Origin of the sequence: Desulforhopalus sp. IMCC35007 (assembly GCF_005116575.1) — a bacterium.
In the GTDB taxonomy this organism is placed as follows: Bacteria; Desulfobacterota; Desulfobulbia; order Desulfobulbales; family Desulfocapsaceae; genus Desulforhopalus_A.
Window position 1 is genome coordinate 73071 of the sequence record NZ_SWCN01000008.1, and the last position, 21616, is coordinate 94686.

Annotated in this window: 21 protein-coding genes; 7 read left to right on the forward strand and 14 right to left on the reverse strand. The window is 44.2% G+C overall.

The window, feature by feature from the left end:
• Window positions 1-239: 239 nt before the first annotated feature.
• From FCL48_RS10135 to larE, 9 genes are all read right to left on the reverse strand, one after another.
• Window positions 240-1640 carry a TRAP transporter large permease gene (locus FCL48_RS10135; RefSeq protein ID WP_136872163.1) on the reverse strand — a complete coding sequence of 467 codons (1401 nt, stop codon included), beginning with the start codon at window positions 1638-1640 and terminating at the stop codon, window positions 240-242.
• Window positions 1637-2182, reverse strand: coding sequence for a TRAP transporter small permease (locus FCL48_RS10140; protein WP_136872164.1), 546 nt, complete (start codon window positions 2180-2182; stop codon window positions 1637-1639). The genes FCL48_RS10135 and FCL48_RS10140 overlap by 4 nt, the downstream gene beginning before the upstream one ends.
• Window positions 2183-2253: 71 nt before the next feature.
• Window positions 2254-3249: a TRAP transporter substrate-binding protein gene (locus FCL48_RS10145; protein WP_136872165.1), complete on the reverse strand. Its 996-nt coding sequence runs from the start codon at window positions 3247-3249 to the stop codon at window positions 2254-2256.
• A 478-nt stretch (window positions 3250-3727) separates the two neighbouring features.
• The gene (locus tag FCL48_RS10150) at window positions 3728-5083 is read right to left on the reverse strand and encodes a sigma-54 dependent transcriptional regulator (RefSeq protein WP_136872166.1); all 1356 of its coding nucleotides are present in this window, start codon (window positions 5081-5083) and stop codon (window positions 3728-3730) included.
• A complete protein-coding gene (locus FCL48_RS10155) occupies window positions 5080-6930 on the reverse strand; it encodes an ATP-binding protein (RefSeq protein ID WP_169309167.1) in 1851 nt (616 codons plus the stop codon). The genes FCL48_RS10150 and FCL48_RS10155 overlap by 4 nt, the downstream gene beginning before the upstream one ends.
• A 75-nt stretch (window positions 6931-7005) precedes the next feature.
• A complete protein-coding gene (hisF, locus tag FCL48_RS10160) occupies window positions 7006-8598 on the reverse strand; it encodes an imidazole glycerol phosphate synthase subunit HisF (RefSeq protein ID WP_136872168.1) in 1593 nt (530 codons plus the stop codon).
• A 40-nt stretch (window positions 8599-8638) separates the two neighbouring features.
• Window positions 8639-9226: an FmdE family protein gene (locus FCL48_RS10165; protein WP_136872169.1), complete on the reverse strand. Its 588-nt coding sequence runs from the start codon at window positions 9224-9226 to the stop codon at window positions 8639-8641.
• Window positions 9227-9524: 298 nt separating this feature from the next.
• Window positions 9525-9797, reverse strand: coding sequence for an HU family DNA-binding protein (locus FCL48_RS10170; RefSeq protein ID WP_136872170.1), 273 nt, complete (start codon window positions 9795-9797; stop codon window positions 9525-9527).
• A gap of 266 nt (window positions 9798-10063) precedes the next feature.
• Window positions 10064-10855 (reverse strand): ATP-dependent sacrificial sulfur transferase LarE, encoded by a 792-nt coding sequence (gene larE / locus FCL48_RS10175; protein ID WP_136872171.1) that lies wholly within the window; start codon window positions 10853-10855, stop codon window positions 10064-10066.
• 240 nt (window positions 10856-11095) lie between these two features.
• On the opposite strand from larE, the gene pheA reads away from it, so the two are divergent.
• Window positions 11096-12196, forward strand: coding sequence for a prephenate dehydratase (pheA, locus tag FCL48_RS10180; RefSeq protein ID WP_136872172.1), 1101 nt, complete (start codon window positions 11096-11098; stop codon window positions 12194-12196).
• Here the strand turns inward: pheA and moaA are convergent.
• Window positions 12179-13234, reverse strand: a complete 1056-nt coding sequence (moaA, locus tag FCL48_RS10185; protein WP_240744813.1) for a GTP 3',8-cyclase MoaA — start codon at window positions 13232-13234, stop codon at window positions 12179-12181. The genes pheA and moaA overlap by 18 nt on opposite strands.
• A 117-nt stretch (window positions 13235-13351) precedes the next feature.
• Here moaA and tsaD point away from each other — a divergent pair, with 117 nt between their 5' ends.
• The 4 genes from tsaD to FCL48_RS10205 all read left to right on the forward strand — a co-directional run bounded on the left by tsaD (window position 13352) and on the right by FCL48_RS10205 (window position 16349).
• Window positions 13352-14353, forward strand: coding sequence for a tRNA (adenosine(37)-N6)-threonylcarbamoyltransferase complex transferase subunit TsaD (tsaD, locus tag FCL48_RS10190; RefSeq protein WP_136872174.1), 1002 nt, complete (start codon window positions 13352-13354; stop codon window positions 14351-14353).
• A 5-nt stretch (window positions 14354-14358) separates the two neighbouring features.
• Window positions 14359-14886, forward strand: a complete 528-nt coding sequence (locus FCL48_RS10195) for a DUF2062 domain-containing protein (RefSeq protein WP_169309168.1) — start codon at window positions 14359-14361, stop codon at window positions 14884-14886.
• A gap of 30 nt (window positions 14887-14916) precedes the next feature.
• Window positions 14917-15822 carry a 16S rRNA (adenine(1518)-N(6)/adenine(1519)-N(6))-dimethyltransferase RsmA gene (gene rsmA, locus FCL48_RS10200; protein ID WP_136872176.1) on the forward strand — a complete coding sequence of 302 codons (906 nt, stop codon included), beginning with the start codon at window positions 14917-14919 and terminating at the stop codon, window positions 15820-15822.
• A 221-nt stretch (window positions 15823-16043) separates the two neighbouring features.
• Window positions 16044-16349, forward strand: a complete 306-nt coding sequence (locus FCL48_RS10205; RefSeq protein ID WP_136872177.1) for a hypothetical protein — start codon at window positions 16044-16046, stop codon at window positions 16347-16349.
• A gap of 131 nt (window positions 16350-16480) precedes the next feature.
• Here the strand turns inward: FCL48_RS10205 and FCL48_RS10210 are convergent, their stop codons facing one another.
• Window positions 16481-17566, reverse strand: a complete 1086-nt coding sequence (locus tag FCL48_RS10210) for a DUF3524 domain-containing protein (protein ID WP_136872178.1) — start codon at window positions 17564-17566, stop codon at window positions 16481-16483.
• Window positions 17563-18027, reverse strand: coding sequence for a hypothetical protein (locus FCL48_RS10215; RefSeq protein ID WP_136872179.1), 465 nt, complete (start codon window positions 18025-18027; stop codon window positions 17563-17565). The genes FCL48_RS10210 and FCL48_RS10215 overlap by 4 nt, the downstream gene beginning before the upstream one ends.
• A 150-nt stretch (window positions 18028-18177) precedes the next feature.
• Here FCL48_RS10215 and FCL48_RS10220 point away from each other — a divergent pair, with 150 nt between their 5' ends.
• Together FCL48_RS10220 and FCL48_RS10225 are read left to right on the forward strand one after the other, a co-directional pair.
• Window positions 18178-18405, forward strand: a complete 228-nt coding sequence (locus FCL48_RS10220; protein WP_136872180.1) for an RND transporter — start codon at window positions 18178-18180, stop codon at window positions 18403-18405.
• Complete coding sequence (locus FCL48_RS10225; RefSeq protein ID WP_136872181.1) at window positions 18402-18872, forward strand: YchJ family protein; 471 nt, start codon at window positions 18402-18404, stop codon at window positions 18870-18872. The genes FCL48_RS10220 and FCL48_RS10225 overlap by 4 nt, the downstream gene beginning before the upstream one ends.
• Before the next feature lie 88 nt (window positions 18873-18960).
• Here FCL48_RS10225 and coaBC read toward each other — a convergent pair whose 3' ends face one another.
• Window positions 18961-20166 (reverse strand): bifunctional phosphopantothenoylcysteine decarboxylase/phosphopantothenate--cysteine ligase CoaBC, encoded by a 1206-nt coding sequence (gene coaBC / locus FCL48_RS10230; RefSeq protein ID WP_136872182.1) that lies wholly within the window; start codon window positions 20164-20166, stop codon window positions 18961-18963.
• A 37-nt stretch (window positions 20167-20203) separates the two neighbouring features.
• Window positions 20204-21577: a sugar transferase gene (locus tag FCL48_RS10235; protein WP_169309169.1), complete on the reverse strand. Its 1374-nt coding sequence runs from the start codon at window positions 21575-21577 to the stop codon at window positions 20204-20206.
• Window positions 21578-21616: the final 39 nt, after the last annotated feature.

The following is a 21616-nucleotide window of genomic DNA, read 5'->3' on the forward strand; positions in this document are numbered from 1 at the left end:
ATAACTCCACAAGTTCAACAGTCCACAACTTTTAAATCACCATTTCGGCCGTGTCCCATCATTTTCATCTTCAATAGTTCTTGTGAATGTCTGATGGCAAATAGAAAATGACAGCCAGTAAAATAATAAAAAGGACTTGAACTATAGCGATATCCGTGAGAATGGAAACAAAAAAGGCGGTCTACCAGTGAAATCTGTATCACTGGTAGACCGCCTTTAACGGCTGTGCTCTTCTGCTTCTAGTTATATCCCTGCAATTTATCTATAAACTCAGGCAGGAATAATGAGATTTGTGGTATGTAGGTAATAAGAACGAGAAAGGTGAGAAGAACCAACAACCATGGGACACAGGCTTTTATTGCCCAGCCCATGCTGCGCCCCGTCACCCCTGAGATGACAAAAAGATTCAAACCGACCGGCGGGGTGAGCATACCAATTTCCATATTGACTACCATAATGATACCAAGGTGAATGGGGTCAATTCCCAGTTTCACAGCGATAGGAAAGAGAATCGGTGCCATAATCAGCAAAATAGCCGACGGCTCCATGAAGTTACCCGCAATCAGCAGTAGTATATTGACCACAACAAGAAACATCCAGGGTGAAAGTCCCCATGAAACAATCAACTCAGCTATGTGGTGAGGAATTCTCTCGGTAGTGAGAACATGAGCAAAAAGCATCGCATTTGCAATAATGAACAGCAGCATGATACTTACTTTTGATGAATCAAGGATAACCTTGTTAAGCTCTTTATCCGTAATGAGCTTCGGTAGGGTCATTACTATGTGTTTGGTGTTACGGATAACCATCGCACCAGCGCTCTCACCATCCTCTTTCCAGGGAATCTCTTTGAGAGGGCCCATATCCCTGTACCCGTAAATAGCAACCCAGAAGGCATATACAGCGGACACAGCGGCAGCCTCTGTGGGACTTGCAATACCACCGTATATCGAACCCAACACAATAACAATGAGCATCAAGCCACCAGTGGCCGAAACTCCAGATTTTACAATTTCGCTGAATCCAGCCCAGGGTTGGCTTGGTATATTTTTCACCCTGGCCACAATATAAATAACTATCATCAGCATGAGGCCCATCAAAAGCCCGGGAAGGAAACCAGCCATAAACATCCGGGCAGCTGATACCTCTGTGGCTGCTGCATAGACAAGCATAACAATTGAAGGGGGAATAAGTATCCCGAGTGTACCTGCATTTCCTATGACACCTGCAGCTATACTTTCAGGATAACCGGCTTTTACCATCCCCACGATAACTATGGAACCAATTGCCGCAACAGTCGCTGGAGAAGAACCGGATACCGCCGCAAAAATCATACAGGCGATAACCGAGGCCATGGCAATACCGCCACGAATATGCCCAACAAGGCTCAGAGCGAACCTGATAATTCGTTTCGCCACACCTCCCGTAGACAAAAAACTTGAGGAAAGAATAAAGAAAGGAATGGCCAATAATGTATAATGCGCAGACAGGGACTCAAACAATTTCAAAGCGATTGAGGCAAGAGAGTCATTTGAAAACAACAGAATTGTACCGATACTTGACAATCCCAAGGCCAGAGCAATGGGCATCCCAAGCAGCATGAAACCAAAGAGAAGTATAAATAAAGCTGCAGTTGTCATGATTTTGCCCCCTCTTTGACGATATCCTCAGCCAACGCCAAGCTCTCCTTGGCCTCATCCGAATGTTTAAAGCCATCAGCCTCGCCGACAGCAACAGACCAGAGAATTATCAAGAGACGAACAATCAGAAAAAGATAACCTAGAATCAATGGACTGTGTGCTATCCATACGGGAATTGGCATGTCTTCGAGATCTATACCAATCATTTTCATCTTTTTCAGATATATCCAGCTACCATAAAAAATAAGACCACAGTATACCAGGGCACCGACCGCGGAGATAGCGGTTAATATTCTTCTACCAACAGGTGGAAAAAGCTTAACAAAAGCGTCCATGCCAATATGTGAGCCAACCTTCAGTCCGTATGATGCACCGAAAAGAACCATCCACGCTGACATATGCAAAGTGAGCTCCTGAGTCCACAAGAAGCCAGCATTAAAACCAAATCGCATTACGACATCGAGAAACACTAGAAGTGTTGTCGTTATCAGCAAAATGCAGATAAACGCCTCTTCGGCTCGATTCATGAAACGCATTAGCATAAAACACCTCATACAAGCTAAAAAATTGAGGTAGATTTCCCGTTGCAGGGAAATCTACCATTTTTTTCTTCTTACATGTTAGATTGATAGGCTGCGTCGATCATATCTTTGCCAATTTCTTCTTCGAACTGCTCCCAAACAGGCTTCATTGCCTCAACCCACTGGCTTCTTTCTGCATCGGTGAGCTCAATTATTTCACATCGTTTGGAGTCTAGTATCAACTGACGATCGCCAATACTTTTATCTTCAGCAACCTTGTTACCAAAAGCAATTGCCTCATCCAAAGCGGTTCTCACGATGGCGCGTTCGTCATCAGGGATAGACATCCAGAATTCTTTGGATGTGACGACCATATAGTCAAGCAGGCCGTGGTTCGATTCAGTGATGTAGGGTTGCACTTCAAAGAATTTTTGAGAGTAGATATTTGACCAGGAGTTTTCCTGTCCATCAATGGCCTTGGTTTGCAAAAGGGTAAAAACCTCTGAGAATGGCTTTTTCAGGGGAACTGCATTGAGTGCCTGAAACTGTGCTGCAAGAACATCAGAAGACATGATTCTAAATTTCAAACCATTCGCATCAGAAGGTACTCTGAGAGGGCTGTTGGAAGAAAGCTGCTTCATGCCGTTATGTAGATAGCCAAGGCCAACAAAACCTTTTTTCTGGAGACTATCTAAAAGCTCAATCCCCTTCTCACTGGTCTGAAATTTTTCAACGGCAGCCATATCCTTAAACAGGAAAGGCAGATCAAAAATCTGTAACTGCCTAGTGTAAGACTCAAATTTCGAAAGTGCTGGAGCAGCTATCTGGACATCGCCCAGAAGAATTGCTTTTAATACCCCGTCATCATTAAACAACTGAGAGCTAGGAAATACCTCAACCTGAACCTTGCCAGCCAGACGTTCGGCAATCAAATCCTTGAATTTATTGGCCATCTGTCCTTTAGCGGTATTCTCAGCCACAACATGCGAGAATTTTATTGTGATCGGATCCTTAGCAACAGCCGCTCCAGCAACCAATAGACCGGAAAGAGCAGCAGTCGCAACCAGGGTTGTAATCTTCCTGAACATAATTTTGCCTCCAAATAGAATGTTTAAACATCAGTAGGGCCAGCAACATTGACCGACAGCGAAACGGCCTGTCGATATCATCGGTATAATTTCCCGACAATCGTACTTTACCGTTGCAAACATTGGACCACAAATAAACTACAAACTTATCTTCCTGTTTTTACGTTTAATAACATAATGACACTGAGATAAAGAGTGATAAATTGGCGGAAATCCACCCATTCAAGCAAGGTAGCGACAGAAAATATAAATATTATTAAATTTCAGCAATTTAAGCAGAAAAACAACACTCAAACCCACCAAGTCATTGGCGGAAATCCACCCATTTCAAACATTATGAAAGCAACACCGAGAGGTCTAAACACAGAACCTATAATAACAAGTCTTTACTTTTCCGGACAAATCAGCACCGATCCTCCCCGTAGAAACTCCGATAAACATAACAAAACAAAAACATCACTTATACAAGAGATGGTTTTTACTTATAATCAGTCTTGTCTAAACCATGTTTTCGCATTTTATCGTAAAGAGTCTTTCTAGGAATTACCAAAGCAGCCATAACATCTTTGATGCTGCCATTCGAGGAGACCAAAGCATGCTCAATGAGCCCTCGTTCAAAACAGTCGACCTGTTGTGACAACGACCGGCTCTGCACCTTGTCTTCACCGGACAACATTTTCTCTAAAGACCAGTCGAACTGCCGGCCGAGAAGAACATAACGCTCCGCGAAATTCCTGAGTTCACGAACGTTACCAGGCCATGAATAGGATAAAAGCGCATTCATCTGGAAGCTGTTTGGCGCTGGGACTTCCTGCTGATATCTATGCCCGGCAACGAGGAGGAAATGATGGAAGAGCAAAGGAATATCTTCCCGTCTATTCCGAAGAGGGGGAATTTCCAAACAGACAACATTGAGCCTATAGTACAAATCCTCCCGAAAAACACCTCTTTCAGAGGCCTCTCTCAGGTCAACTTTTGAGGCAGCAACAACCCTGAGATCAACAGGTATGGTTCTATTTGATCCAAGCCTTTCTATATATCGTTCCTGAAGAACACGCAGAAGATTAATCTGCACCCGAAGGGGCATGGATTCAATTTCATCCAGTAGAAGCGTGCCACCGTTCGCGTGTTCGAACTTACCGATGCGTGTTGATTTCGCATCGGTGAAAGCTCCAGCCTCATGACCAAAGAGTTCGCTCTCCATAATAGACTCAGAGACGGCTCCGCAGTTAATCGCCACAAAATTATTACTTCTTCTCGCGCTATTTTCATGCAGAGCCCTGGCCACCAGTTCCTTGCCGGTCCCAGTCTCTCCTAACACCAGGACATCTGCTCCGGTATCAGCCACCTGAGCAATGGTGCTTCTCAATTTTTCCATCGCGGGTGTACGACCGATTATCCTAGGTCCAGGTGCACTGTGAAGCTCTAATTCCCGTCGTAAATTTCTGTTTTCAAGAGTCAGTACCCGTTTTTCAAGCCCTCTTACCACGGTTTTCACAAGTCTTTCAGGAGAATAGGGCTTTTCAATAAAATCATAGGCTCCATCACGCATTGCATTGACGGCAGTTGAGATATCCCCGTGTCCGGTGATAAGGATTACTGGAAGATCATGATCAATCTTATGAACTTCCTGAAGAAACTGCAGTCCATCCATGTTTGGCAGACGAATATCACAGACCACGATACCAGGCCAATCCCGACTGAGATGGTCAAGCCCCTTTTCAGCGCAGGCCTCAAGAATCACATTAAGTTCAGCGAGTTCAAGAGTCTGCTTGTTTGCCTGTCGTATATGCTTTTCGTCATCGATGAAGAGCACCTGTTCACGTACTGTCATGTTTGCACTATTCTTTCTAAAGTAAATTCAAAGCGAGCACCATCCCGGAAATCGGCTAAAACAATATGCCCTCCAAAATCCCGCACTATTCTATCACTGATTGTCAAACCTAAGCCTAACCCCTGTCCTGACTTTTTAGTCGTGAAAAATGGCTCAAAAATATCCGCTTTATATTCCGCAGGTACCCCTGGCCCATTATCCTGAACCGCAATAATCACTTTGTCACCTCGAGCGTGCCCTTCAAGGAGAATCTTTTTCTTTTTGGAATCTTCAATGGCCTGCATTGCATTTGAGATAAGATTAACTAAAACCTGCTGCAACAGTACGTGATTCGCACGCACTTCAACATTTTCGGGCTTAATGTCGATTGTTAATTCAACTGACTCTCTTTTCAGACTCGGTTTTAGAATTTCGAGAGCCCCATCGACCACACCATGTAACGGTACCACGACGATCATCCCGCTTGATTTCTTTGAAAACAGTTTCAACTGAACCCCAATCTGGGCCATTCGTTCTGTTAATTCACCGATCTGTTCAAGATTCCACATGGCCTCGTCAAGACGGCCTTTTTCCAGAAACTGTTTACCATTATCGGTATAACTTCTGATAGCTGAGAGCGGTTGGTTGAGTTCATGATTGATCCCGGCAGACATCTGACCAAGAACTGCAAGTTTTGCCGCGTGTATCAGTTCTTTCCTGGTTCGCTTCAGTTTGATTTCTGCCTGCTTTCTGTCAATGATTTCTTTTCTCAGCATCTCGTTGGCCTCGGTCAGCTTCTGGGTTCTGTCCAGAACCCGGGACTCCAACTGTTCATTGGCCTCCTGGAGTGCCCTTTTGCTTTCCTCCTCAATCTCATGTAACTGGGCGATACGTCTACTTCTCTGCAGTAACAAAAGGCCGAGGACATAGACAACCCCACCGCCCGAACCAACAATAACATTGGTAAACACTACTTTTTCCAGAAGAACTCTGGTATCGGTGAGGATGTGAACATCCCAGCCAGCATGGGGCATAAAATGAGACTGTTTCAACACCCTTTTAGGCTTCTTGCCGACTCCCGAATCAATCTCGAGAATCTGCATGGTCGGATTGAGAGTTGAAACTCTGGTACTGAGAGGAAGAAGGTTCGCATCCTGATACCTTCTACTTTCCAGGATCCGTTTCTGCACATCTGAATCAAGGGGTTTGAGACTTTTAAATCTCCAGTCAGGGTTGGTTGTAATAAAAACAACTCCATCGGGGTCAGAGACCAGAAAGTTTTCATCCCGGTCTGCCCAACTCTGCTCGACAGAATCTATGTTAATTTTTACAACAACAGCTCCAAGTATTTCGTCATCTTTACGAACGGGATACGCAAAATAATACCCTCTCTTGGAAGAGGTGGAACCAAGGGCAAAATACCGCCCAAGCGTTCCTTTCATTGCCTGTTTAAAATAGGGCCGATAATTGAAATTCCTGCCGATAAAAGGTCTTTCTTCTTTCCAGTTGGATGCCGCAATGGTCAAGCCATCCTTGTTCATCAGATAGGTATCTGAGGTATTACTGACTGTATTGATGGTTTCAAGATACCGGTTCAGGGTTTCAATGCGTTTCTTCTCATGGGGGTTGAGCAGTGCCCGGACCAGATTGTGATCTATCGCCAACAGCTCCGGCAAACTCTCGTATTTACCAAGAACACCCTGCAGATAGTTTGTGTATAATTCAAGACGGACATTGCCCTGTTTTTGGAGATTCGCAAGCCCCTGTCTGTATGTCCAATGTGATACTCCCTTGATAAGAGCCACCATACACAATAAAAACAGTATGGTTGTCAGGGCAAGTTTTTTATTACGGCCACGTAGTATCATATAGTGTTTCAAGAAGAACAAGAGCATTTGCGGGAAATGCTCTTGTTGAAGGGATATTGTATTCGAACTATTGCATTATCGGACTTCAACCCCGGACATCTGCACACTCTTTTTCACCTCGGCAATCTCAACCTCTTTTCTATGAAAAATTCCGGCAGCAAGGGCGGCATCTGTATTTGTTTTTTGAAAGACTTCACAAAAATGCCGGGCAGAGCCAGCACCGCTCGAGGCTATAACAGGGATAGAAACAGAATTTTTTACAAGATTAATAAGCTCTATATCAAAACCGCTGTTTGTCCCATCCTTATCAATACAATTAAGCAAAATCTCGCCGGCACCAAGCTTTTCACATGCCTGAACCAGCTGCACGACATCAAGGTCACGCCCTTCCCGTCCCCCTTTAACGGTACATTGATACCAACAATATTTCTCGCCTTCAGGCCCTGGGTATTTTGTAGTTATGAGCGCGTGAGAGGTATTTTCCGGGGATTTAACATAAACCCTTTGGGGATCAACAGATATGACAACGGCCTGGGCTCCATAAACAAAAGAGATCTGTTCAATAGAGCTTTTGCCAGTTTTCACCCCGCTACTGATGAACTGCTCAGCCACATAAACCGCATCACTTCCAATGGAGATCTTGTCTGCACCGGCCCTGAAATACGCAGATGCCACATCAAGAGAAGAATAGAATTTTCCTTCAGAATCGGTAAATTCACGGATTCCTCCGCCTATGGTTAACGGAACAAAGACATTTTCTGAGGTTTTTTGCAGTACCTCAAGCATTGGCTGATCTTTCATTGGAAAATCTCTAAACCCGGTAATGTTAAGAAAGGTCACCTCATCGGCGCCCTCCTCATAGTAGCGCCTGGCAAGCTCCACGGGTTTCCCGAGATTACGGACCTCACCTGCATCCCGGACATCGTACTGATCGCCTTTGGTAACGACAAGATCACCGTTATCGTTTGTCCTCACATCAAGACAGGCAATAATGCGCTTGGCCATGCGTGTTTTTTTCGGATCTACAACAACACCAGCCCCGCAAACCTCAATCAGGTCTTTTCTCGTAAGATATTGATTCAGTATCTTTAGTCCGGCCTCACCACTTTTTTCAGGATGGAATTGAAAAGCTGCGACATTCTTATGGGATACAGCAGAAACAAACTCAACCCCATAATCTGTGGTTGCAAGAGTCCATTCAGTTGAATTTTTACTTACAGGGGCGTGATAAGAATGGACAAAATAAAGTTTTTCCCCATTATAGTCTTCAAAAAGAGGCGATTGTTTATGGAGTCGTATCCCGTTCCAGCCTATTTGTGGAACGGCAAGCTTTCCAGGGGGAAACCGTAACACTTGACCAGGCAGTATGCCAAGACCTGCAACACCAGGGGACTCCTCGCTGCCTTCATACAAGGCCTGAAATGCAACACAGATACCAAGGAAATGTTTATTTTCCCGGATCCGCCGCTGGAGTGGCTCGACATAACCTAGTGCCTGCAATCGGTCCATCACCGAGCCAAAACTTCCAACTCCTGGAAAAATCAATTTTTCAGCGGTGAAAATATCCTCAGGATCCTGAACATCTTGCACGGTTATACCGAGTTTTCGGATCGCATTTCTTACACTTCGAACGTTTCCTGCCCCATAATCCAGTAAAGTTACACTCATTGAACAATCCTTTCTAACTACGTTTACTCAGAATATTTCATCAATCATTAATAACAGAATAATACCGGCCCATTGCGCAACCATGACAAAGAGTCTGCCCCCCAACCTGTATGTCCCTGCTATCCTGCACCCATTCAGAACATTTATCGCACTTGACTCTCCTCATCGGCCGACCCGGAAGATCCTGTTGTGGAATTTCAACGTGAACATGTTCAACCCTGAACAGTTCATCCTCCGCCATGACTTTATAGGCTTCGAGTTGTCGTGCATATTTATTTTCTATACCACTGCAGTATTTCAAAGCATGTTCACGAGCCTCTTCAAGCGCAGTAATGCGAACGCTTTTTCCGGTTTCTAAATGAACAAAGGTCGCCGCCATAACACCATGATCCAGAAATTTCATGGTTCTTTTCCCAAGACTACAGCCCGTAACAGACTGAATTGCATCTGTTGCACAACGATCTATCTCTACTATTGTATACAATTTTTTACGATCAACACCTTTTGGGTCGTCAATATCTATGAGCGACAGTGCTAGGATACACATCCGTACACCTATTACCTGCCCGGCACAGATATGACCATGTACTGCTGTCGATTGTTGTAATAACTCATCAAAGGATTTCATTATTGGAGCCTATAATTAAATAAACCTGGATATGCAGTTTGAGTTGATTATGACTCTTTTGAAATATTTTTCACAACTTTCTTCGCAATATCCTTAAAAAAAAAGGCCGTTCCTCTCAGAGAGGAACGGCCTTTACAACTTCATACTATCAAATCATCGACCTTATCAGTTGTAAAAAACCAATATTGCCAGTTCAAATAACTTAATAAATCCACCTAACGTTGCACAACTACTATGGAAAGCAGAGTCGAAAACATTAAAATGTAGCTACAATGTCCAGGTCGAAATAAAACAAGAATTAGTTGATAGCTTCAGACAGTTTACTACCAGCTTTGAACTTAACGACTTTTTTTGCTGGAATTTCAATCGTTTTACCGGTCTGTGGATTTCTTCCCTGACGGGATTCACGGTTTGACACAGAAAAAGTTCCAAAGCCTACGAGTGTCACCTTGTCGCCTTTGTTCAGGCTTTCAGCAATTGCTGCAAGGGTTCCGTTCAGAGCTTTTTCAGCGGCCGCCTTGCTGATATCTGCTGCACCTGCGATACTTTCAATAAGTTCCTTCTTGTTCATGAATTCCTCCCTGCTTAATCATCTTTTTGCTTATGTATCTGGACATTTAACTGTCCGCTATCCAAAAAACAATGCATTTACTTTAACTCTTCTCAATTGTCAAAAAAAATCATATCGATTTTTCATTAGACACATAAAACAAGAATCGTACAACCCTTTATATTCAGGGCATTACATCCATAACAAGGCACCATAATTGAATCCCAAATCAGAATCAAGCAATAAATTAGGGTTATTAGAATTAGTTCTCATAATTTATAGAATCCTTACCTGCCTGAAAGATCCAGAGAAACCGAAGCCAAACCCAGTTTATAAAAAGTGTATAAAACCGCTGATCTGACTTCATCCTTTACAAAGGCCTCAAAATCACACCTGTTAATTTCAACAAGTGCAGCAGTTCCGTCGACTTTTACCCTGCACCCCAGAAAACCCAATTTACGAAGGTATTCTTCTGCTTTTTCTATAACAGCAAGGTTTTGAAGTGTAATTTCTTGTCCGCTCCTTACCCTGGTGGCCAGACAGGAATTAGAAGCGAGCCCGTGATTAATCAGGCCTTTCTTCTCAGCCAGAATTCGAATTTCTCGTTTTGTAAACCCTGCCTCTACAAGGGGAGTTTTTATGTTCAACTCTCTTATTGCCCGTAAACCAGGTCGGTTACTTTTCAGATCATCGATATTGGTCCCTTCGGCGAGTATAAAACAACTTTCCTTTTTTATTTCATCAAGCAAAATAGTGTACATTCTCTTTTTACAGAAGTAGCACCTCTTGTCGCTATTGGCCACAAACTCTTTCCAGGTACGCGGATAAAGCTTTACAACTCGTAAGGGGATCTGAGCCTCAAAATGGTGTTGAAAAACTCCTTTCATGCTAGAGACAGCAGCTTGAGAGTTCAACTCACTCATGCAGTTGTAGGCAAGAACGTTTGCAGGGCCCAAGGCATCGATGGCGCTAAATAACAAGAAAGTTGAGTCAATCCCACCCGAAAAAGCGACTGCAACACGCCCATAGGCAGAAAGAATATTTCTTAAGTTTTCATACTTTTCATTTTCGAGACCCATCAATACCAGTATCCTTATTCTCTAGAGCGTGTAACTACTACAACCATTGTATGACCACCATTTAAACAGGTTTTCGTGGTCTGATAAATATTTACAGAGATAAACACCTGTACCCGGATAATATAATAGCAAAGTCGTCACTATAGCTGTCTTTTGAGGCTTGACATAGCAATTTCTTGACCCTACGTTATCAATCTTTATCAGGCATCATAACTTTAGAAGATAATATGGAAGATAAAAATGAAATCAGATCAAAAAAAAGAATTAGTGTCTGTTCGTGACAACATCGATTCAATTGACAATCAGATCCTCGATTTGCTCAAAAAACGTCTCGGCTATGCAAAAGAGATCGGCAAACTCAAAGACGAAGAAAACAGGGCGAAATGGGACCCCCTTCGGGAGCGTCAGATATACGATCGGCTCACTGCAGATAATAAAGATGTATTCCCTGAGGACGCACTCAAATCAATCTTTCACGAAATTATTACAACGTGTCGTCTGTCGCAAAAACGTGCAGCCGTTGCTTTTCTCGGACCGGAAGCAACATTTAGCCATCTCGCAGGGGTTAAATATTTTGGTCACTCAGCCGACTACAAGGCAATGGAAACCATAGATGATGTCTTTGCAGAAGTCGAGAAAGGACGAACCCAGTACGGCATAGTCCCCGTTGAAAACTCCATCGAGGGGGCTGTTTTTTCCACGCTTGATTGTTTTATGAAATACAAGGTACAGATCTGCGGTGAGGCCCAGCTGGAAATAAGCCACAATCTTGTATGCAGGTCGGGAAATATCGAAGATATTCAGACGGTCGCCTCACACTCACAGCCACTTGCACAATGCAGGGATTGGTTAAGAAAGCATCTGCCTACTATCCCAACACTGCAGGTGTTTTCTACCGGGGCCGCGGCTCAGATGGCCGCCAACAATCCTAATATCGGGGCCATTGCCTCTTCCCTTGCCATTACGACCTATGAACTTCAGGTGGTGGTACAGGGCATAGAAGATTATCGCGGCAATACAACCCGTTTTCTGGTAATTGGTAAGCAGTCGCCATCGCGCAGCGGTCTGGATCGGACATCCTTGCTGATTGGTTTGGTAGATAAGCCAGGAGCACTCAACTCCGTATTGACGGCACTTTCCAAAGAAAATATCAATCTTGCCAAGATTGAGTCCCGTCCTATTAAAGGCAAGCAGTGGAAGTACCTGTTTTTCCTCGATATGCTTGGACATATAGAGGATGAAAAAATAATGAGGGGCTGCGAGATGCTCAAGGCCCAATGTTCATATTTTGAGTGGCTCGGTTCCTACCCACAAAACGATCCGTCAACCACCAATTCTTGACATTTTTCCAGAACAGCCCGCTTTTTCTTCAACCCCAAGCTCATCTTGTAACATATGGCCTTGGGGTTTGTTGAGAATTGTCTGCCTGATGCTGTCAACAATCTCCCTGTCAGTTCCTCCTGATCGGATGATACTCTTTAAATCTGTCTCCGCATCCCGAAGCAAACAGGCTCTGAGTCGTCCTTCCGAGGTCAATCGAAGACGATTGCATTTATCGCAGAAATGGTGACTGATCGGACTGATAAAGCCAACGGAACCTGTCGAACCATCAGCCCCTGTAAGAGTAAACATCCGAGCCGGGCCGTCACCATAATGCTTTTCAGATGGGGTCAAAGTCCCAACGGACTTTGCCATTTCACGAATGGTATCCGATTCAATAAACCGTGTTTTTTGCCAGCTGTTCTTATCGCCCACAGGCATAAACTCGATAAACCTAACCTGAAACGGATATTCTAGAGCCAGACGAAAAAAATCGAGAAATTCATCGTCATTGACACCTTTCATGGCAACAAGATTAAGTTTTATTCGAAAGCCGAGATCCTTGGCAATCATAAGACCATTCCAGACATCATTAAATCGATCTCTTCCGGTAATTTTTTTGAATTTTTCGGCCTTCAAGGTGTCCAGAGACACATTGATATGCTGAACACCATTTGTATAGAGTTCCTTTGCATACTCAGAGAGAAGGACACCATTTGTTGTCAGACGAATCTGATCCAATCCTTCAATTTTATTCAAATTATGAATGAAATCAACGAGCCCTTTTCGCACCAGAGGCTCTCCTCCGGTAAGCCTGATTTTATTCATCCCAAGGGATACGGCAAGCCTGACAATACGGAGCAGTTCCTCATAACTTAACAAATCCGAATGAGAAAGAAATTTTCCTGATTTAACGAGAGTTTCAAGATTGTCTTCTTCCTCTGGCATACAATACATACAACGCAGATTACACCGGTCGGTCACTGACAGACGAAGATAGGAGATAGTTCTTGAAAACTGGTCGACAAGAGGAGAAATAGTTTGTATTTTTTCGTTCACGATGATCAATTCAATATATTATTTCTATGGCAGCCCATTCTTGCAGCGAGCTCAAATACGACAGTACGCTTCCACTTTTAACACAAAATTAATTTCACTCAACCAGAAAACAGACCAATGCTAATTTTAGGTATAGAAAGCTCCTGCGATGACACGGCGGCTGCGGTATTAAGAGATGACGTCGTTTTATCGAACGTTCTTTCCAGCCAGGATGACATTCACAGCAAATTTGGTGGAGTGGTCCCGGAACTTGCATCGCGGCAACACCTCCTGGCAATCAATCCCATGGTTGAAACAGCCCTAAAAAATGCAGGGGTAACACTGCCTGACATTGATTTGATTGCGACAACCCAGGGGCCAGGTCTCATTGGCTCCCTTCTCGTTGGTTTCTCATACGCTAAGGCTTTATGCCACGTAAGCAAGATCCCTCTAATCGGTGTTGATCATATGGCAGGGCACATTCTCTCCATCCACCTCAACAAGGATAAACCGACTTTTCCCTATATCGCTCTGATTGTTTCCGGTGGCACCTCTTCAATCTATCTTGCAAACAGCCATACAGATTTTATCTGCCTTGGCAGGACCCGGGATGATGCAGCTGGAGAAGCCTTTGACAAGGTTGCTAAATTACTCGGCCTCCCCTATCCTGGTGGCCCTCATGTATCCAGAATGGCTGAACAGGGGGATCCGAAGAAAATAAAATTTCCAAGAGCCTGGCTTGAGGAAGATTCCCTAGATTTTAGTTTCAGTGGTTTAAAAACAGCGGTACTCAATCATGTAAACACCTCCCATGCCCAGAACAAACCAATACATGTTGCCGATATCTGCGCATCTTTTGAGGCCGCTGTCGTAGACGTTCTCGTTTCGAAAACAATAGCCGCAGCAGATAAACATAAGGTTTCAAAGGTATCCTTAGGGGGTGGAGTTTCCGCCAATACTACCCTGCGAACCGAGCTTGAAAAACGTTGCCGACAAAGTAATCTTGCTTTTTTCTCTCCACAGATTAAATTTTGTACAGATAATGCTGCAATGATAGCCCTTGCGGGTTATTACGCTTACCGAAATAACGGTGCAACCGGACTAGAGCAGGACGTATATTCGCGCTCACACCTTGGCTGAAAACTGTGAAGAGATTACTCAACAGCATACGTAGGTTTCTGCGCTACAATCTGATCCGTATCAAACGATTAAGCGGTAACCCCCGGGCTCTGGCCGGAGGCATTTCCATTGGTGTTCTTATTGGTCTCACCCCCACCCTGCCGCTGCACACCCCCCTCATTATTGGTCTGGCACTTCTCACCCGGACTTCGGTTGTCGCCGGAATTATCGTCAGCTGGCTCGTCTGCAATCCCCTCACCTTCGTTCCGATCTACTATATATCCGCACGTATTGGTAACTCTGTCACCCCTTACAACATTAACTTTCAAAAAGTTCAGCTGCTTCTCGAACAACTTTCTGCCGGAGACGGTTTTCAAGCATCGTTAAACATAATTATGTCACTTGGCCTGGAGACAATAGTTGTTCTGCTGGTTGGAGGGTTTGTTTTTTCTTTACCTTTTTCATTTCTCAGCTATTATCTTGCGATTCCTTTTTTTAGAAAGCGCCAGGAAAAGAAACTTAAAAGTATTACCGGTGCCGCCAATACACTCTAGGTATCTGTTCATCTCTACCACCTACTCTCTATGTCCAAATATGGTCGTCAGCCTTATGACACACTGAAGTCAAACAAACTCACCGCCAAAAAAAAATTTGGCCAGAACTTTCTCGTCAACAGGAATACAGCAGAGGCAATAGTGCGCGCCGGTAACCTGAGCAAGCAGGATATCGTCCTCGAAGTCGGGGTTGGTTTAGGTGCACTGACGACACCACTTGCAGAAGCAACAAAACACGTGGTAGCCTATGAAATCGACAGTGGTATCGTACGCTTGCATAACGAGGAACAGGATCTGCCGGAGAATGTCACCCTGATACATCAGGACATTCTCAAAGCGGATTTCAATTACATATTTGAACTCTGTGGCGGCCCTATCAAGGTGCTGGCAAACCTGCCCTACTCTATCTCTAACCCGTTTATTTTCAAACTCATTGAGAACGCGCATCTCCTCAACTCGGTGACGGTAATGCTTCAAAAAGAAGTGGCAGAGCGACTCAGTGCAGTACCCAACACTAAAGACTATGGGGTGCCAACGATTCTACTTGGTAGTTGTGCGACCGTTGAAAAGAAACTCACCCTAAAACCTGGGGAATTTCATCCAAGGCCCAAGGTCGACTCCGTGGTCATCCACATAGATTTTTCAAAAAGCAGGCTGAAGCCAGACACTCCTCAGGATTACAACAAACCTATTTTTACCAAAATTGTTCGCACAACCTTCAACCAGCGACGAAAAACCATTGCAAACACCTTAAAAGAAGCAGGAGTTTTCGGACGACAGGGCAAAGAACACAATGAATTTAACAAAGAGATGGCCCTCCAGGCTTTGCATCTTGCAGGATTATCACCTCAAATACGGCCTGAAACATTAGAAATAGACACCTTTATCATACTCACAAAAGCCATTGAAGAACTCTGCCATTCAGCGCTTCCATAACATTTTGTAAACAAACACACCTGTACGACTGTTCTCTGCTGCTTGGTCGTATTTGCAAAAAGTAATTTTTTATGATCTCATGAGATGAGACCCAAGAATCCACGGAAAACACTTCGTTAATATAACTTCAAGACCCTGTACCGAGCATGATAGAATCCATAAAAGAAACAGCGAGACCCAATTCCTTCATTATCTATAGCCATGAGCAGGCTTTTCGGCATATGACACAGGAACGTTCATACAGAGAACAGGAACTCTACATTATAGCAGATGAAGTACTCTTCCACTTGTGGGATCCTAATTGTGTCTCTATCGATGATGCCTACCGGGAGGAGTACTTGCCCTACCTGCCACATATCTTTGATCTCCTCATGTCGAGTGATGACGGCCAAGAGTTACATGACTACCTACTATTTGTAGAAGAAAATCAGTTTGGCATTGCAAAGGGTGACAATCTTGCTCTGGAAAGAGCATCAAGACTGGTGAACGTGTTACTTGAGTATAAAGAAAAAATCCTCCTGCCATAGCCTGTGAACCTTATCGACCTTCTTGTGCGGTTATCTTTGTATGATTTTAGAGGATTATCTATTTAATTCTTTGTTCTGCCCATATTTGATTTCACACTACCATAATAGGTAATACATCAAGCTGTCAGACACTAACTAACCAGCCAGTCCTCATAGCTTTTTTTTAATACATCCCAGCTATACGGCTGGGTCAGTTCCACAGCAGCATCGGCGTGCAGATGCCTGTTGTCCAGTACAGCTTTTTCCAGCTGTGCTCGTAAATCTCCATTTTCGTATAAATAGGCTGGTGGAAATAATTCAGGGTAGGATAGCCGTTGGGGCAGTAGAGGCCAGCAACCGGCCCTCACTGCCTCTAATATAGAAATCCCATAGAACTCATGTTGGGATGTGGAGATGACAAGGGAGCCTCTGGCAAGCTGGTCAATATAGGCTTGATATGAGTCCGCAAAACCAAAATGGATCAGCTCCTTGGTAAATATCTGCGGTGCCTGATTAAAACAATCTGGACTCCCATGAAATGACTGGCCTAATATGATCAACTGAAAGTGAATATTTTTTTCTTTCAGCCCTTGAAGAGCCGCGAAAAATTCTTCCGGGTTCTTGTCATGTTCCCACCTGTGATTCCAGACGATTGTTGGGACTGGCTTTTTTTGGGGGGAACGCACCTTGTCAATGCTGTCAAATTCGATTCCAGGAAAAAGAACAATGCTCTTCTGTCTTAGAGTCGGGATGAGAGTATTCATCTTCATGTCCGAGCAGTAATTGAGATAGTTCTCGCAACCCTCCAAAAAGCTTGAACGGTTAAACTCAGAATTAAAAGCAAGTCTGTCGGCGGAAAGGGCCGAATTAAAATTAATTGATCTGAACTGGTATAAACTGCTATCTTTTTTCCGGTTTGGATAGGCAAACTGGTTTTCATGCAGATAAAGGCATATTTTAGCCTGAGGGTTCCAGCCGGGCAGTTGCCCTGCAAGAGCACGAAAAACGGCCAGATCCATAAAGGTCGAACAGAGAACGGTATCAAAATGCCGATGTTGCGGTGTCTGCCTGCCGAGTTCCTGGATAAACCACTGGGCTGAGAGCTGCATCCGGGTCTTCCATTGTCTGGCGGGCAGGGTCAAAAGACTATACTCCGCGTTCACATTGGCCATCAGTCCGACAATAAAGTTTTTATGTGACCCACCAAAATACGGTTCAAGGATTAGAATTCTGCTCATTTGTTATCTATTGTTTCCTGCAATATTTGAGAGAATGGAACCACCGGCTTAAAGCTGTACCCACATCCGGACGGTAGACCACCACCGCAGAAGACCAGATTTTTATCAGGAAAATCCCGGCAGAAATCAAATCGCCCGTCATAATTACTGCAGGTACCGTCAGCACTGAGCCAGCTGCAGCAAAAAAGGAGATTTCGCCTGCTATCTTTTCCTATTTGCTCCAAACAATGATATTGTGGATTGTCAGCGACAATGCGGTCAAAATCTTTTCTTTTTTTGATCCAACCTCCACCACTGTCTAACGACAGGCTTCGACAGCAGGCACCACAACAATGGCAGGCCCCGACAATCATCAGCTCTTTTTTACTGAGTTTAAGGCTCAGATAGGCAAAAAAGCCGGCAATTGTAAACTCGTTTATTCTCAGAAGTTTTCTTGAGATGACCTTCCAGGGAATCTTCATATTTAAACCATTGAAGAGCAATGAAAACCATTGTATGAACAGGATTTTGAAATTTTTTTTCGCTTTCCCTTGTTATCCGCACCATTGAAGTACTCTAAAAATAGCGCAATAAAGCGTTGAAGCTGCCCAACCCGGAGGCTATTTCTGAATATGAGACAATATATCTGCAAAATTCCATGGTCGGTAGTGCTCATTGCCTGCGCAACCTTAGGACTTGCACCCTACTCTCCTGAGCCACACCTTTTTGAAAAAACAACTCTACTCCTGCGCGCAGAACTTCGTTCTCCACTTGATATCTTTGATTTTTTAATGCATTTGTCACCGTTTATACTTCTTCTTTTAAAAATTATCTTCAAGAGAAAAAATAACGTCCTATGAAAGACAATACATTGTGCCCTTGTTGCAGCGGCAACGACTATGCTTCCTGCTGTCTGCCAATCCTGACGGACCACGCTCTTGCCACTACCGCAGAGCTCTTGATGCGCTCAAGATATACCGCTTTTGTAAAACAGAACACAGACCATATTCTGCGCACCTGGCTTGCCGCCAAAAGACCTGTATCCTTAAATTTTGACGACCATCCCGTCACCTGGCTTGGCCTTGTCATTCATGATACTGCTCAGGGAGGAACAAAAGATAACGAAGGACAGGTGGAATTCACCGCCACCTATATAGAAAATGGGCAACTCTGCAGTCTCAAGGAACGCAGCGAATTCCTTAAAAAAGACGGCTTGTGGTACTACGATAGTGGCGTCTGCACGGTCAGTACATCGAAAATTGAAAGAAACAGCCCCTGTCCCTGTGGCTCTTTGAAAAAATTCAAGAAATGCTGCCTGAATCTGTAAGCGGAGTGTAGCATCACAACCGCTGATGAACCTACGGCGTTACAGACCGACATCGGCAGACGGACAACGATTAAAAAATTATCTGGACCTAAAGTTTTCCCTCCAGGATCGATACAATCCTATCGAGAATAAGGTCGGCTGTCCCGTCTTTCGTGGTGAGTGGAAGTTGTTGTTCCCCTGATCTGTCAATAAGAAGAACCTTATTGGTATCTACTTCGAATCCGCTGCTTGTAGCGCTTATATCGTTGACAGCAATGAGATCAAGATTTTTTCGGTCGAGTTTTCTCTGCCCTTCCTGTCGCAGATTTTCACTTTCTGCTGCAAACCCCACCAGAACCTGGCCCTGCTTTTTCTTCTTGCCAAGTTCAAACAAGATATCGGGGTTCTGTATCAATGCAAGGTTGAGATCAATACCCTCTTTTTTCACTTTTTCGGTAAAGCTGGTTTCCGGTCGATAGTCCGCCACTGCTGCAGCTTTAATGATCACATCGCAATCCTCTGCATGGAAATGAACCGCCTTGGCCATCTCTCTGGCACTTTTCACATCAACCCGCTCCACCCCGTGGGGCTGAGAAAGTGCTGTTGGTCCACTGACGAGTATGACCTGTGCGCCCCTTCTCTTTGCACAGCGAGCCAGGGCATAACCCATCTTTCCTGAGGATCTATTACCGAGGAAACGTGCAGGATCAATAGCTTCTCTTGTTGGACCAGCTGTGACAAGAATACGTCTTCCGGCTAAATCCTGTTTCGCCAAGGCTGCAGCCAAACATTCCTTTGCCAGATCCCAATCCGGCAGACGCCCCTGACCTTCTTCCTTACATGCCATCATTCCGGAACCGGGATTGATAACCGTAAATCCAAGACCTTTTAAAATTTCTATATTTCTCACCGTTGCAGGATTATCGTACATCCTGCTGTTCATCGCCGGAAAAACAAGAACCGGAGCCCTGGTTGCAAGCACTGTGGTTGTAATAAGATTGTCAGCAAAACCGGCCGCAAGTTTGGCGATGGTATTTGCTGAAGCGGGTGCGATAACCACAATATCCGCATCCCTGCCAAGATCAATATGGGCCATCGAATTATTGGCTTCCCCCATAAACATGTCGGTATGGACAAGATTCCCCGATAATGCTCCAAAGGTAAGTGGTGTGATAAATTTTTCCGCAGACCGGCTCATAATGACGTGAACCAGGGCTTCTTCTTTGGCAAGATCACTGACCCAGATTGCCGTTTTAAAAGCGGCGATGGATCCGGTCACACACACGACAATGTTTTTCCCACTGAATACTGTCATCTTCTTCTCTTGCGTAAAATATCCTGCGCTGTTCCTGTTAATAAGCGCCCTTTCCCACGATCATACAATAGACAGTTTTAATTATAATTTTAATATCAGTCCAGAGTGAGTAGTTGAGAATATACCAGTCATCAAGCTGTACCCGCTCTGCATATGCTTCAACATTGGAGCGCCGCCCCACCTGCCAGGGACCGGTGATTCCAGGCTTCATAGAGCAGTACCTGCCGGCACTTTCTTTATAAAAACCGTTGAGTTCCTTGCCGATGATAGGGCGCGCCCCTACAACACTCATATCACCGCGAATAACATTTATAAATTGAGGAAATTCATCAAGACTGGTTCTTCGCAGGAATTTCCCGATCCGGGTAATCCTTGGATCATTTTTCAGCTTAAAGCTTTGTTCCCATTCGGTTCTGAGCTCTTCATTTTCTTCCAGAAGGGTATCAAGTTCCTTATCAGCATTCACCTTCATTGTCCTAAACTTCAGGCAGTTAAATTGCTTCCCTGCGGCAGTAATTCTTTTATGTCTGTAAAAGACAGGACCACCATCACTGAGTTTCACCAGTGCTGCGATGAAAAGGGTCAGAGGCAGAGTACATATCAGAATAGCTACAGAAAAGATGAGATCAAAACTTCTTTTCCATTCAGTATTGGGATTAAAGTTGAGAATGAGCAGGCTTCCCAGAGACTGCATTTGCGCATTATGTAGACCATAGAGATAAAGATCTGGAACAAGATATATTCTTGCACCAAGGGAGCGACACTCCCGTAAAATTCTAAAAATCTTCTTCTCAGCGCGCATGGGAAGAGCAATATACACATAATCGATATCATGAACCTCAAGGTAGGCATTGATAGCGCCGATATTGCCCAACATTGGTTTTCCTAGAACCGTGTCAAAATTCTCCTCATCAACCTTATCATCAAAAAAACCAAGGATCTCGATCCCTGCCCAGGGCATACTCTCGAGCTCTTTTACAAGATTTACCCCGAGATCGCCTGCTCCAACAATGACAGCTCTACGCACATTTTTCCCACGACGCCTAAAACTCCTCAATAATTTTCTGGCTGCCAGATGAATAGAAAAAATCAATAACGGGGTGGTGATTGACCAGATAAGGATAACAACCCGAGAATAGGCAATTGAGATCTTAAAAATAAAGAAATAGAAGAGAAGCAGGCCGACGACAGCACCCCACGCCTTTAAAATAACGATAAATTCAAGAAAAAATTTCCAGCCACGCCACGACCGGTACAACTGAAAGGACTGAAAGCTGATAAAGGTAAGGATAAAAGTAATGATCAACAATCTGTTATAATAGGGGCTCCATGGCACCCGATACCAGACGACCAGCAAGGCAAGGTAACCAATCACGACACAACAGTCGATGAGATGAAGAAGTCTTGCCATAAGGGAGCTTTGCTCCCGTAAATTTGTAGATAGCATATT